Here is a 13,648-nt window from a genome sequence, read left to right as displayed (position 1 = left end):
GACGGCAATAAATGCACATGTTTCAACCGATCGGGTCATCAAGGCAGCTAAAACGAGAAGACCTTGAAAGGGATGGCCGTAAGGGCGAAACCCTAAGCGGCCGTTACCGCAGCAACGGATATGTACTCCGCCCCCCATCGCCATAAAGGCGCAACCGTCAACGGCCGCCCCCGCAGGAACAAAACCACCCCCTCTATCGCCATCCGCAATCACCCCCACCCCTCCATATCGCCCCATGGAATACCCCAAAAATCCCCCCCTTACCCCCGTGAATCCACCTGTCGGAAACCCACAAAATCAATGTGCCATTACCCCGCCAATTCCCCCCGCGCTGCTTAACTGCAAAAGCTGCCAAGTACCGCAGCCCCCCCTAACCCCCAAGGAAGGCACACACCATGAGCCCCACCTCGCAACACACGGTTGTCCCCTACGGAGTCGCGATCCAGTCGGCCATCGCCGAAGGCCAGCTACCCCAGATGAAAGCCCTGCTGGCCAAGCGCGATCCGAAGCACGACGAGCCCAAGGATCTGAAAGCCGCCTACGAAAAACTGGCCAAGGAAGTCGCCCGCCTGGAACAGCACTAATCGCTGTTTCCCCGTCATTGAATGGAGGCAAAGCAAATGTCTGGTTCTATCTCCCAAGAAGGCCTGTTCCCCCTGAGCTACCGCATCGGTACCTCGCAACCCGGGGCCCCGACCCTGATTCTCAATCTGCTGGTCTACACCCCCGAGCACAGCGTGCGCGGCACTTCGTCCATCACTCAGGCGGTCAATCCGCCCCTGGACCTGCACAGCGATGTCTGGGGTCAGTACACCTACCTGACGGTCATGCCACCGAGCTCCAGCAAGATCCTCATCACCGCCCAGGGCAATCAGGGCGGACCCGGTTCCAACTCCATCATCAACTTCAAGCTGCACCTGGTGGTCAGCGATGACTGGAAGGAAGGCGTGGCCAACTACCAGTACTACAACGGACACAGCTGGGTAACGGTCAATCAGGTCCCCGCCCATCTGCAGGAACCCGTGCAGTCGAGCACCCTCTCGGCCCCCCACCATGGCCAGCCCAACCGTCCGCTGCCGCCGATCTCGGCGCTGTACGCGGCACCGATCCACGGCGCCATCGCCAGCGGCGACCTGTCGCAGATGAAGAGCCTGCACAAGGTGGCCACCCAGCAACTGGAGCAGCTGCCGTTGATCCGCACGGCGCTGGAGGCGGCCAAGGCCGAGATCAGCAAGCACGAGCGGCGCTGACTGGCGACCGTCCAGCGAACCTGATGTCTTCCACAAGATAAGGAGTTGCAGCATGACAATCGGACTGTTCCATACCCGCCTCATCGTCGCCAACCCTGTGATCGGAGGGCCGGTGCTGACCCTCGATCTGCTGGTCAACACGCCGCAGAAGAAAGTCAGCGGCGTGGCCCGGGTGACTCAGAGCACCTCGCCACCGATGCACTTCCTCGCGGATGTCTGGGGCGACTACTCCCAGGTCAAACTGGACCCCTCCAGTGAAGGCCATATCATCCTCAGCCTGACCGGCAACCCCAGCGGCCCCACCAGCCAGATTGCCGAAACCTTCCATCTGCAGGGCATTCTCGGCCTCGACTGGGCCAGCGGTTTCGCCAGCTATCGCTACCAGTACCAGGGCCATTGGCATGTGGTTCAGCATGCCGCCGTGAGCCAGGCGCCGGTGGATCAAGCGGCCAACGCCGATCTGGCGCCCAAGGACGATCAACGGCATCTGTATCCGCAGCCGCTGTATGCCGTGGCGCTGCAACAGGCCCAGAGCAGCGGCGATCTGACGCGGCTCAAGGCGCTGGTGGCTCAGGGCGAGCAGCAACTGGCCAACAGTGACAACCTGAGCCAGGCGGTGCAGCAGTTACAGGCGGAAATCAGCCGCCTGGAACGTCGCTGAGTCCAGGCACCCGGGGCCGGCCGACAAAGGTCGGCCCCAGGGTTGCGGTAAACCGATCGCGCCATTGCCGCACAAGGAAGGCGCGCCTATTTCGATGGGTTGGTGCCGCGCACCGCTGGGTGCGCAAGGATCTTTCATGTCAGACAGTCTCCCCGCCCGCTACCTCAGCGAAACCGACCTCAAGCGCTATGTGCCGGTGCACGTGGTCTGGGAAATCACCCTCGCCTGCGACCTCAAGTGCCTGCATTGCGGCTCCCGGGCCGGGCATCGGCGCCCCGGCGAATTGAACACCCAGGAATGCCTGTCGGTGATCGACTCCATCGCCGCCCTGGGCACTCGGGAGGTCACCCTGATCGGCGGCGAAGCCTATTTGCGCAAGGACTGGACGCGGCTGATCCAGGCCATCCACGACCACGGCATGTACGTGGCGATCCAGACCGGCGGACGCAACCTGACCCCCGCCAAGATGCAGGCCGCGGTGGACGCCGGGCTCAATGGCGTCGGCGTGTCCCTGGACGGCCTGGCGCCGCTGCACGACGCGGTGCGCAATGTGCCCGGCTCGTTCGACAAGGCCCTGGACACCCTGCGCCGGGCCAAGCAGGCCGGGCTCAAGGTCAGCGTCAACACCCAGATCGGCGCCGCCACCCTGCCCGACCTGCCGGCCCTGATGGAGCTGATCATCGACGCCGGCGCCAGCCATTGGCAGATCCAACTGACGGTGGCCATGGGCAACGCCGTGGATCACCCCGAGCTGCTGTTGCAACCCTATCAACTGCTGGAAGTGATGCCGCTGCTGGCCCGCTTGTATCGCGAAGGCGAAGAACGCGGCTTGCTGATGAATGTGGGCAACAACATCGGCTACTACGGTCCCTACGAACACATGTGGCGCGGTTTTGGCGACGACCGCGTGCACTGGAGCGGCTGCGCCGCCGGGCAAACAGTGCTGGCCCTGGAAGCCGACGGCACGGTCAAGGGCTGTCCGTCCCTGGCCACCGTCGGATTCTCCGGCGGCAATGTGCGCAGCATGAGCCTGCACGACATCTGGCACTACAGCGAAGGCATGCACTTCGGCCGCCTGCGCTCGGTGGACGATCTGTGGGGCTACTGCCGCACCTGCTACTACAACGACGTGTGCCGCGGTGGCTGCACCTGGACCTCGCATTCGCTGCTGGGCAAGCCGGGGAACAACCCCTACTGCCATTACCGAACCCTGGACCTGCAGAAAAAAGGCCTGCGCGAGCGCATCGTCAAACTCGAAGACGCCGGCCCCGCCTCTTTTTCGGTGGGCCGCTTCGACCTGATCACCGAGCGCATCGACACCGGCGAGGCGGTCTCCAGCGTCAGCGACAGCGGCCAGGTGATCAAGCTGGCCTGGGCCAACCAGGGCCACGCCTCCCCCGAAGAAGGCCGCATCCCGCCGCGCCTGGCCCTGTGCCGCAGTTGCCTGGAGTACATCCACGCCCATGAAAGCACCTGCCCCCACTGCCACGCCGATGTCGCCGCAGCCGAGGCCCGGCACCAGCAAGACCGCCTGCGCCAGCAGGCGCTGATCAACACCCTGCACCAGTTGCTGGGCATGCCCCAGGAGCAACCGCGCCTGTAACCTGTGCCAGCCGCCACCGCGCCCACCCCAGGCGCGGCGGCGGTCATGGCGGCTCTGGCAAGCAGGGAACAGCCATCCAAAAAAACTCCGGGCAAGGCCGGTAAGGGCTTTGCCATGGCAGTTCGTCCACAGGCCCGAGCGCCTGCGCGCCGGCGGTGCAAGTTTTTGCGCACTTCATCAAACAGCAGTCGCCACCCTGTACTAGGATACGAGGCGACCCTTTGTCGGTCAGCGCAAACAGGAGGTAAATCACGCGCGACCCAAACTCGTTGTTATAAGGCAGTCCTTCCACACCTTCACATTCATGGATGAAATGATGAACTCACAAGTACTGTTTCCACATATTGGCAAGGTCATCGCCAGCACCGGCAGCCGCAGTTTCCCGCGCATGCTGCATGACCTGATACTCACCCAACTGGCTGTGGACGCCACTCACATCACCCAACTGCGCACCGCCCCGGAACAAGCCGCTGGCAGAAGCGGCAATACCCTGATGCAGAGCCGTCACCCGCTGTACAGCGATCTGCACGCCAGCAATGACCCGCTGCTGCACACAGGCTTTCCCGAGCAGCCCGACGAGCCCTGCGGCAGCCCGCCACTGCTGCGTCACCGGGGTAACGCGGACCCGGCGCAACTGCACCTGACCGGTCGCAAGGATTCGTACCACTTCGTGCTGTCGGTGTACCGCAGCAGCCAGGAGCAGAGCTTTTCCCCCCAGGAACGCCTGCTGCTGGAGGACATCTCGCCGCTGCTGCTGCCCATGGTGGAAAACCACATCAGCGCCCTGCAGCCGCGCAGCGACTCTGCCGAGCAGGACCGCGCCGCCATCGAGGGCCTGGCGACCGTGCGCCTGCGCTTTGCCGAGCGCCTGGAGCAGTCCGGGCTGCGCCTGTCCAACCGCGAGCTGGAAGTCTGTGTCGGGCTGCTGGCCGGGCGCACCGCACCGCAGTTGGCCGAGCAGCTCAAGCTCAAGGTCAATACCGTCGAAAGCTACTTGAAGCGCGCCGCCATCAAGCTCGGCATCAGTGGTCGCCACTCCCTGCTGCGCTGGATGTACTCGCCCCAGGCACAGGCGCCAGGCACCCGCGATGACGCGCCGGCCTGATCCGCCATTGGCCTTGATCCCGTAACCCCGCCCCCGCCGGCCCCTGTGCCGGCGGTTCTGTCTGTGGGCCGCTCAATCCCGGGCCAGGGCCTCGATCGGGTCCAGCCGGGCGGCGTTGCGCGCCGGAACGAAGCCGAAGACGATGCCGATCAGGGTCGAACAGGCGAACGCGGTAACGATCGAGCCCATGGAAAACACCATCTCCCATTCCTTGATGAACAGGGTGAACAGGTAGCCGATGGCAAACGACAGGGCGATACCGATGGCCCCGCCAATCAGGCAGACCATCACCGCCTCCACCAGGAACTGCTGGCGGATGTCCGACTGCCGCGCCCCCACCGCCATGCGAATGCCGATCTCCCGGGTACGTTCGGTGACCGACACCAGCATGATGTTCATCACCCCGATGCCGCCGACCACCAGGGAAATCACCGCGATCAGCGACAACAGCAAGGCCAGGGAGCGGCTGGTGCGCTGCACCGTCTGCATGATGCTGTCGAGGTTGTTGGTGAAGAAGTCCTTGGTGCCGTGGCGCTGCTCCATGAGCTTCTTCACATGCTCCTCCACCACTTTGCTCGGCTGGCCGTCCTTGATCTTCACGCTGATGCTGTCCAGGTGGCGCTGGCCCAGCACCCGCCCCGCGGCCGTCTCGTAAGGCAGCCAGACGTTGAGCAGGTTGCTGGCGGCGAACATGTTCTTGTTCTCGGCCGTGACCCCGATCACCGTGCACGGCAGGTTGCCCACCAGGATCACCTGCCCCAGGGGGTCCACATCGGGACCGAACAGGCGGTTGCGCGTGTTGTGGTCGATCACCACCACCTGGGCCTGGCGCCGGGCATCGTTCTCGCTGAAGGCGATGCCCGCCGCCAGCTTGAGATCGCGAACCTTGAAGTACAGGTGGCTGACACCGTTGACCGTGGCATTGAGGTCGATATTGCCGTAGCGCAGCAACAGGCTGCGGCCCACCATCGGCGTGGCGCTGTCGACGTAGTACAGCTGGTTCAGGGCCGTCACGTCGGCGGGCATCAGGGTCTGGATTGCCGCTGCCCGGCTGTCGCCGAAACTGGCCCCGGGGAAGATGTCGATGGTGTTGCTGCCGATGGCCTGGATGTCCTTGAGCACGTAGCGCTTGGCACCCTCGCCGATGGCCACGATGGACACCACCGAGGTGATGCCGATGACGATCCCGAGCATGGTCAGCAAGGTGCGCATGCGGTGCGAAACCAGCGCCACCCAAGCCATGACGAAGGCTTCCTTGAACAGCCCGAGGCTGGCCACCAGGCGTCGCGCTCCGCCCGGCCGGGTGCTCACCGGCGCCTGCGCCGGCTCCTCGTCCACCCCGCGCGCATTGACCCGGTCGCTGACGATCTCGCCGTCGCGCACTTCGATGATGCGCTCGGCGTTGGCCGCCACCTGAGGGTCGTGGGTGACGATGATCACCGTATGCCCCAAGGCATGCAGTTCCTGGAGAATGCCCATCACCTCCTTGCCGCTGTGGCTGTCCAGGGCCCCGGTGGGTTCGTCGGCGAGGATCACTTCGCCGCCGTTCATCAGGGCCCGGGCGATGCTCACCCGCTGTTGCTGGCCGCCGGACAACTGGTTGGGCCGGTTCGCCAGGTGCCCGGACAGCCCCAGGCGCGTCAGCAGCTCCCGGGCCCGGCCATGGCGCTTGACTTGCGGGGTGCCGGCGTAGATCGCCGGCATCTCGACGTTGTGCAGGGCACTCAAGTGCGGCAGCAAGTGATAACGCTGGAAGATGAAACCGAAATAGTCCCGGCGCAGCTCCGCCAGGGCCTGATCGTCCAGGTCGCGGGTTTCCTGGCCGTTGACCTTGTAGCTGCCGGCCGTGGCGTAGTCGAGGCAACCGAGGAGGTTCATCAGGGTCGACTTGCCCGAGCCCGAGGCCCCGGTGATCGCCACCATTTCCCCGGCCTGGATGCTCAGGTCGATGTGTTTCAGGGCCAGGAACTCCCGCTCCCCGGCGGTGAAGCTGCGGCTGATGCCCTTGAGCTCCAACAATGGCTGGGTCATGGTCAGGCCCCTGCCGTGCCGGGCAGCGGATCACCGATCACCACCTGGTCGCCCTCCGCCAGGCCGTCCTTGATCTGCACCTTGACGTTGTTGTTGATCCCGGTGCTGACGTTGCGCGCCTGGGCATGGCCCTTGGCGTCCAGCACCCGCACCGCGAAGCTGCCATCGGCGTTGCGCGGCCCCAGGGCGGCCACCGGCACCATCAGCACATCCTTGGCGGTGTCGAGGACGATGCGCACCTGGGCGGTCATCGAGATGCGCAGCCGGTGGTCCGGGTTGGGCACGTCGAACAGGGCGTTGTAGAACACCGCGGTGTTCTGCTTGGGGGTGCCGGCGGTCTGGGTTTCGAGGAAGTTCTGCGGTGCCGGCTCAGTGCCCCGCAGCTTGGCGTAATAGCGCCTGTCGGCCTCGCCGAGGATGGTGAAGTACACCTGCTGGCCGGGAGCGATATGGATCACGTCGGCCTCCGAGACCTGGGCCTTGACGGTCATGGTGTCCAGGTCCGCGAGTTTCAGCAGCACCGGCGCCAACTGGTTGGCGATCACCGTCTGGCCTTCCTGGGTCACCACCCCCACCACATCGCCGTCAATCGGCGCGACGATGCGGGTGTAGGCCAGGTTGACCTTGGCGGTGTCGATCTGGATATGCGCGCTCTTGATCTGCGCGTCCAGGGACAGCAGGTTGGCGCGTTGCACCTCGTAGTTGGACTCGGCGGTCTCGAAGTCCTGCTGGGAAATCGACGCGTCCGACTGCAGGTCGCGGTAGCGCTCGTAGATGGCCTTGGTTTCCTTGAGCTGGGCCGCGGTGGCACGGCGCTTGGCTTGCAGGTTTTCCTCGTCCACCTGGGCCTGGCGCAGGGTGTTGCGCAGCACCAGGGGATCGATTTCCGCCAGCCACTGGCCCTTTTTCACCTTGTCCCCGACCTTGACCTTGAGCGACTTCAACTGCCCGGAAACCTGGGCCCCGACGTCCACCTGCTTGATGCCCTCCAGCAGGCCCGAGGCCAGGACCGCGTTCTCGATGTCTCCCCGCTCGACCCGGGCGGTCAGGTACTGCGGCGGCTCTGCCGGCGCCCGCACCGTATAGAAAATCAATCCAGCCACAACCACCAGCAACAGCCCCATACCGATTTTGCGAAACTTCGACTTTTCCATAGATGACCACAAGTGCGTTGAGGGCGGGCTCCACCGGCCAGCGGCGAGCCCCCTTACAGAACACCGTGCTGCCGTAGTGAGCGGTGTTCCAGATGAATGAAAGGCTGTCAGCCAGCGGCGGGCACCCGGCCCGCCGCTGCATCCAGGCTCATGACACAGCCTCCCCCTGGGGCAGCGCCAGCCCGTCACGCCACCAGGCCGCCAGATGCTGGACGTGGGGTGCCTTGAGCAGGCTGAAGTGGTTGCCCGGCCCCTGCCACAGCCCCAGCTCCGTCACCTGCCCACGCCAGCCCTGGACCATCGCCTCCTGCTCGCGCAGGTTGCCGGCGGCGTCCAGGCGCGGATCGTCCGCCAGCACCAGGCGCACCGGTCCCCGGTAAGGGCGTTGCGGCTGGTAGCGGGTGCGCAGGGCACTGGCGAAGGTCCGCGCCGGCCCCTGCATCGCCCGAGGATCGGCACGCTGGGACAGCAGGCCGACCCGGACCATGCCGGCATGCAGCAGGTGCATCTGCATGGCGTCGTCCTCGGCGGCAAACAGCTGCGGATCGATGCCCAGGCTCTGGCCGCACGCCAGTTGCATGGACTCGATCAGCCGCAACAGCGCGGCCGTGCTGGTGTAGGGCCGCCCCACCACGCCGTGGCCGCCCGGGGCCTCGCTGTCGATCAGGGTCAGGGACGCCACTTCGCGCCCCGCGGCCTGCAGGGCCCCGGCCATTTCGAAGGCAACCCAGCCGCCGAAGGAGTGGCCGATCACGTGCAACGGCCCGTGGGGGTACTCCTGCTCGATGGCTTGCAGGTAGTAGCGCGCCGCCGCTTCCACCCGGGTGTGGGGCACGCCCTGGCCATCCAGGCCCCGGGCCTGCAGGCCGAAGATCGGCCAGTCCGGCCCCAGGGCTTCGGTCAGGCCGATAAAGCCGGTAACGCTGTCGCCGGCCCCCGGCACACAGAAGATCGGCGTCTGCCCGCAGCGCCCGCTCTGAATCCGCAGCAAGGGCTGGTGGGGCGTTGCTCCGGTGCTGGCAGCGACCCCGGCCTGCTCGATGGCCTGGCTCATGGCCTGGCCCAGTTCATGGATATGCGGCGCCTTCATCATGCTCAGGTGATCCCCGGGCACGCTGATGCAGTGCAGGCATGGCCCCGGCAGCACCTCGCCCCAGCCCAGGGTCGGGCTGCGCCGGGACAATGCGCTGGGCCGCTGGGCGGCGCAGAACAGGTGCACCGGCACACTGATCGGGTGCAGGCGGTAATGGGCCAGTGCATGGCCGTGAGCCACCTCACGGTCCAGGTAATGCCCCAGCGTCTCGGGCGCCGCGCTTGCCAGTTGCTCGAACAGCAGACCCTGTTCCCGGCAGCGTTGCAGCAGCTCGGGGAAGTCCAGGCGGTCCAGGGCCTGGCGCAGCTGTTCGACGAGCGCCAGCGGTTGCACGCCCGCCGGGCCCTGGGCGCTCCAGTAGGCGCTGCACTGCAACAGCAGGTGCTGCTTGCGGGGATCGCTTGCGGACCAGCGCGCCTTGCCCTGGTCGGTCAGGCGCGGCACGTAGCTGTCGATCAAGCCGAGGAACGCCACCTGCTGATCCTGCCCCAGCAACTGCTGGGCGATCTCATAGGCCAGCACCCCACCGAAGGACCAGCCTGCCAGGCGATACGGCCCTTCGGGCTGGACCCGGCGCATGACCTCCAGCAAGCGGGTGGCCAGGCACTCCAGGGTGCGCAACTGCGGCTGGCCGAGGGCCACGCCCGGCAGGCCATAGATGGGGAAATCCCCTTCCAGGTGCTGCCCCAGCGCCGGGAAGTAGGCATCCAGGCCGGTGAACTCGTGCACCAGGAACAGCGCCGGGCCACTGCCGTTGCGCACCGTGACCCACTCGGGGGCCTGTTGCGGGGTCGCCGGGCGCGCCTCCAGCAAACGCGCCATGGCGGCCACGCTGGGGTGCTGGAACAACTGCGCCAGGCTCACGTCGAGCCCGGCCTGTTGCAGGCGGTTGACCAACTGGATCGCCAGCAGCGAATGCCCGCCGTGTTCGAAGAAATGCTCGTGGCGCCCCACTTGCTCCTGTTTCAGCACCTGCGCCCAATGGGCCGCCAGGGTCTGCTCCAGAGGCGTCTGCGCCGCTTCAAAACAGGCCGTGACCTGCGCCGCGGGGGTCGGCGCCGGCAGCGCGTTGCGGTCCAGTTTGCCGTTGTTGGTCAGGGGCAGTGCCGGCAGACGCACGTAGGCCTGAGGCACCATGTACTCCGGCAGTTGCGCCAGCAGGTGGTTGCGCAAGGCTTCGACGGCCGGCTCCGGCGCCTGGGCCTGCAGGGTGTAGTAGGCCACCAGACGCAAGTCCCCGGGCGCCTCCTCGCGCACCAGGACCACGCCATCGCGCAGTCCGGGGAAGCTCGCCAGCCGCACCTCGATTTCCCCCGGTTCGATACGAAAGCCACGGATCTTCACCTGCTGATCGTTGCGCCCCAGGTACTCCAGCAGGCCGTTCTCCTGCCAGCGCCCAAGGTCGCCGGTGCGGTACATCAGGGGTTCGGAGCCAGGGTTGGCGGCCGCGCTGCAGAAGGGATCGGGGAGGAACTTCTCGGCGCTCAGTTCAGGGCGATTCAAGTAGCCGTTGGCCACGCCCTGGCCGCCGATGTAGATCTCCCCCACTACGCCGATGGGCAGCGGCTGGCCCTGGGCATCGAGGATGTACACGCAGGTGTTGGACAGCGGCCGGCCGATGGGCACGCTGTCGGCGTCGGCCGCCAGTGCCCCGGGCTCATGGGTCACGGCAAAGGTGGTGGTTTCCGTCGGTCCGTAGCCATTGACCAGACGCAGGCCGGGCACCTCGGCCTGCATCCGCCGGAAGGCCACCGGGTCGGCCCGTTCACCGCCGCACAGGAGCATGCGCAGGCCGCTGAACGCCTGGGGCATCAGCTGCACGTACTGGTTGAACAAGCTGGTGGTGAGAAACAGCAGCGTGGCACCCGAGGCCTTCAGCAACTCGGCGAAGGCCTTGGGGTCCAGCAGCGTCTGCTGGTCCACCACCACGACCCGGCCGCCGTTGAGCAAGGGCCCCCAGACGTCCAGGGTGCTGGCGTCGAAGGCCGGGTTGGAGGCAAAGGCCACCCGGTCCCCGGGGTTGAAATCGGCGTAGCCGTTGTTGATCACCAACCGGGTGATGGCCCGGTGCGGCACCAGTACGCCCTTGGGCACGCCCGTGGAGCCGGAGGTGTACATGATGTAGGCCACCGCCTCGGAGGACTGGGCCAGGGCCGGGTTGTGCCCCGGCAGCCGGTCCAGGCGCAGGCGATCCAGGTCCACCCGCAGTAACTGTGCCCCCGGCAGCGCCCCCTCCAGGGCCTGCGCCGAGTGCGCCAGCAGCACCCTGGCGCCGCTGTCCTGGAGCATGAACACCTGGCGTTCGGCGGGGGCGTTGATGTCCAGCGGCACGTAGGCCGCGCCGCACTTGCTGGCCGCCAACTGCGCCAGCAAAAGATCCAGGGAGCGTGGCAACAGCAGCGCCACCCTGTCCCCGGGCTGCACCCCCAGCCCCAGCAAGTGATGGGCCAGCTGATTGGCCCGGGTATTGAGCCGGGCGTAGCTGAGCACTTGCTCGCCATGGACCGCCGCCACCTGCTGGGGACGGGCCTGCACCTGTTCCTCGAAACGCTGATCCAGGGTCTGCTGGCGTGGATAGTCGCGGGCGGTGGCGTTGAAGTTCACCAGCACCTGCTGGCGCTCGGCAGCCGGCAACACCGGCACTTGGCCGATGGCCAGATCGGGCGTCTGCTCCAAGGCCTGCAACAGGTTGTCCAGGGCCTCGTGCAGGTAGTGGCAAATGCGCTGGGCATCAATGCCCGCCACCACGGCGGTGAGCATAAAGCCATCCCCCAGGTCGTCGATGCTCAGGGTCAGGGGGTAGTTGCTGCGCTCCTGGGCATTGAGCAACTGCATGCCCTCCCAGGCAGCGTCGGCTTGCCCAAGCAGCCCGGCCGACGGCGCGCTGTGGCGGTAGTTGAGCAGGCTGCTGAACAGCGGTGTACCCGCCTCCACCGCGCTGCAACGCTGCACCAGGGCCAAGGGCGCCTGTTCATGGCCCAGCAGTTGCGCCAGGCGTTCATGGGTGGCCAGCAGCGCATGGCGCACCGGCAGGTCCCCCAGGTCCACCCGCAGCGGCAAGGTGTTGATGAACACCCCCAGGGCCCGTTCGGCGCCCTCGCCGCCCTGCATCCGTCCCAGCAGCACGGTGCCGAACACCACCTGCTGCTGGTTGGCCAGGCAGCCCAGGACCCGGCCCCAGGCCAGGTGCATCAGGCTCGCGGCGCTGACCCCCAGCTGCCGCGCCTGCAAGCGCAGGCGCCGGCTCAGCAGGCGGTCCAAGGGTTGGCGCGCCTCGTTGAGCGGCGCGCTGGCGCCCTGCACGTCCTGCAAGCCCAGGGGCAGGGTCGGTTGCCGGATATCGCCGAGCATCTCGCGGAAGAAGGCTTCATGTTCGGCCTCACCGATGCCCAGTCGGGCCTGGGCCACGTAGTTGCGATAGGGCACCGGGTCACCCAGCCGTTGCTGCTGGCCAAGGAGGAAGGCCTGCAGTTCATGCTGCAGCACTTCCAGGGCCACGTGGTCCATCACCAGGTGATGGAACAGCAACAGCGCCACCAGCCGCTGGTTGACCGGGTCCCGGGCGTAGACCAGGCGCAACAGCGGCGCCCGGGCAATGTCCAGGCGATAGCGCGTACTGTCGAAGCGCGCCTGCAACTGGCCGAGGATGTCGCCCTGGCCCGGGTCGAGGACGATTTCATCGCCCTCCAGAGGCGCCTGGCGCCAGACCACTTGCAGCGGCTCTTCCAGCCCTTCCCAGAGCACGGCGCTGCGCAGGATGTCGTTGCGTTCGATCACCCCCTGCAAGGCCCGGACGAAGGTCTGCAAGCGCTGGGCCGTGTCGAAGGCAAACTGCGCCTGCAACACATAGGGATCGCCCTGGCCGGCGGCCAGATGGTGAAACAGGATGCCGGCCTGCAACGGCGCCAGGGGGTAGATGTCCTGGACGTTGGCGGTGCCGCCCGGCACCGTGGCCACCACCCGGTCAATGGCCGCCTGATCCAGCGTCAGCAACGGCAGCAGCTCGGGGGTGATGCGCGGGCAGTCGCGGTAGATCAGGTTGTCCGGCACCTGCACTTCACGGCCACGCCCCACGGCGGCGGCCAGGGCCGCCAGGGTCGGCTGGCCGAACAGCACCCGCACATCCGCCGAGAGCCCGGCCCGACGCATGCGGCCGATCAGGCTCACCGCCAGCAACGAATGCCCGCCCAGTTCGAAGAAGTGATCCTGGCGCCCCACCCGCTCGACATTGAGCAGCTCGGCCCAGAGCCCGGCCAGGAGGATCTCCACCTCACCCACCGGCGCCTCGTACTCGCGCACACTGGCCGCCGCCAACCCCGGGGCCGGCAGGTCCTTGCGCGCCAACTTGCCGTTGGGGCTCAAGGGCAGCGCTTCCAGGTGCACGAACAAGGCCGGCACCATGTAGTCCGGCAGGTGTTCCAGCAACGCCTGGCGCAGCTGTTCCACCGCCAGGGCCGGACGCCCGGCGGCGCAGGTGTAGTAGGCCACCAGACGCAGATCCCCGGGCACGTCTTCCCGGGCCAGGACCACCGCTTCCTTGACCCCGTCCAGCTGGGTCAGGCGGGCCTGGATTTCCCCCAGCTCGATGCGCAGGCCGCGGATTTTCACCTGATCGTCGTTGCGCCCCAGGTACTCGATAGCGCCGTCGGCCCGATAGCGACCCAGGTCGCCGGTGCGGTACAGGCGCGCCCCGGGGGCCTCGCTGAACGGGTCCTTGAGGAAGCGCTCGGCAGTCAGTTGTTCACGGTTGA

Annotated in this window: 8 protein-coding genes (1 of these 8 cut by a window edge); 5 read left to right on the top strand and 3 right to left on the bottom strand. The window is 66.7% G+C overall.

Going from position 1 to position 13,648, the window contains the following annotated elements:
- The first annotated feature begins 395 nt into the window (after positions 1 to 395).
- From PQT43_RS27560 to PQT43_RS27540, 5 genes are all read left to right on the top strand, one after another.
- Positions 396 to 584 (top strand): DUF1843 domain-containing protein, encoded by a 189-nt coding sequence (locus PQT43_RS27560; protein ID WP_102863589.1) that lies wholly within the window; start codon positions 396 to 398, stop codon positions 582 to 584.
- Between the two features lie 36 nt (positions 585 to 620).
- Positions 621 to 1,250 (top strand): DUF1842 domain-containing protein, encoded by a 630-nt coding sequence (locus PQT43_RS27555; protein ID WP_102882411.1) that lies wholly within the window; start codon positions 621 to 623, stop codon positions 1,248 to 1,250.
- Between the two features lie 52 nt (positions 1,251 to 1,302).
- Positions 1,303 to 1,911, top strand: coding sequence for a DUF1842 domain-containing protein (locus PQT43_RS27550; protein WP_110597252.1), 609 nt, complete (start codon positions 1,303 to 1,305; stop codon positions 1,909 to 1,911).
- A 136-nt stretch (positions 1,912 to 2,047) separates the two neighbouring features.
- A complete protein-coding gene (locus tag PQT43_RS27545; protein ID WP_102863592.1) occupies positions 2,048 to 3,514 on the top strand; it encodes a GDL motif peptide-associated radical SAM/SPASM maturase in 1,467 nt (488 codons plus the stop codon).
- 316 nt (positions 3,515 to 3,830) lie between these two features.
- A complete protein-coding gene (locus PQT43_RS27540) occupies positions 3,831 to 4,619 on the top strand; it encodes a helix-turn-helix transcriptional regulator (protein WP_253084583.1) in 789 nt (262 codons plus the stop codon).
- A gap of 72 nt (positions 4,620 to 4,691) precedes the next feature.
- Here the strand turns inward: PQT43_RS27540 and PQT43_RS27535 are convergent, their stop codons facing one another.
- The 3 genes from PQT43_RS27535 to PQT43_RS27525 form a co-directional block, all read right to left on the bottom strand.
- Positions 4,692 to 6,650, bottom strand: coding sequence for a MacB family efflux pump subunit (locus PQT43_RS27535; RefSeq protein WP_272755156.1), 1,959 nt, complete (start codon positions 6,648 to 6,650; stop codon positions 4,692 to 4,694).
- A gap of 2 nt (positions 6,651 to 6,652) precedes the next feature.
- A complete protein-coding gene (macA, locus tag PQT43_RS27530) occupies positions 6,653 to 7,804 on the bottom strand; it encodes a macrolide transporter subunit MacA (RefSeq protein WP_102882415.1) in 1,152 nt (383 codons plus the stop codon).
- 148 nt (positions 7,805 to 7,952) lie between these two features.
- Positions 7,953 to 13,648 carry the final stretch of a non-ribosomal peptide synthetase gene (locus tag PQT43_RS27525; protein WP_272755154.1) on the bottom strand. 9,028 nt of this gene lie beyond the right edge of the window, so the window shows 5,696 of its 14,724 coding nt (coding positions 9,029-14,724); its start codon lies beyond the right edge, outside the window — the gene reads right to left on this strand; it ends in the stop codon at positions 7,953 to 7,955.

This window comes from Pseudomonas sp. BLCC-B112, from assembly GCF_028550695.1.
GTDB classification, from domain to species: Bacteria; Pseudomonadota; Gammaproteobacteria; order Pseudomonadales; family Pseudomonadaceae; genus Aquipseudomonas; species Aquipseudomonas danubii.
The sequence above is the reverse complement of the archived record's forward strand: the minus strand, read 5'-3'. Positions and strand labels throughout refer to the sequence as shown.

What these genes read in the sequence shown, in the direction of transcription:
- PQT43_RS27545 (WP_102863592.1), top strand. Translation starts at nt 2,048, where the DNA reads ATGTCAGACAGTCTCCCCGCCCGCTACCTCAGCGAAACCGACCTCAAG.
- PQT43_RS27560 (WP_102863589.1), top strand. Translation starts at nt 396, where the DNA reads ATGAGCCCCACCTCGCAACACACGGTTGTCCCCTACGGAGTCGCGATC.
- PQT43_RS27540 (WP_253084583.1), top strand. Translation starts at nt 3,831, where the DNA reads ATGAACTCACAAGTACTGTTTCCACATATTGGCAAGGTCATCGCCAGC.
- PQT43_RS27555 (WP_102882411.1), top strand. Translation starts at nt 621, where the DNA reads ATGTCTGGTTCTATCTCCCAAGAAGGCCTGTTCCCCCTGAGCTACCGC.
- macA (WP_102882415.1), bottom strand. Translation starts at nt 7,804, where the DNA reads ATGGAAAAGTCGAAGTTTCGCAAAATCGGTATGGGGCTGTTGCTGGTG.
- PQT43_RS27550 (WP_110597252.1), top strand. Translation starts at nt 1,303, where the DNA reads ATGACAATCGGACTGTTCCATACCCGCCTCATCGTCGCCAACCCTGTG.
- PQT43_RS27535 (WP_272755156.1), bottom strand. Translation starts at nt 6,650, where the DNA reads ATGACCCAGCCATTGTTGGAGCTCAAGGGCATCAGCCGCAGCTTCACC.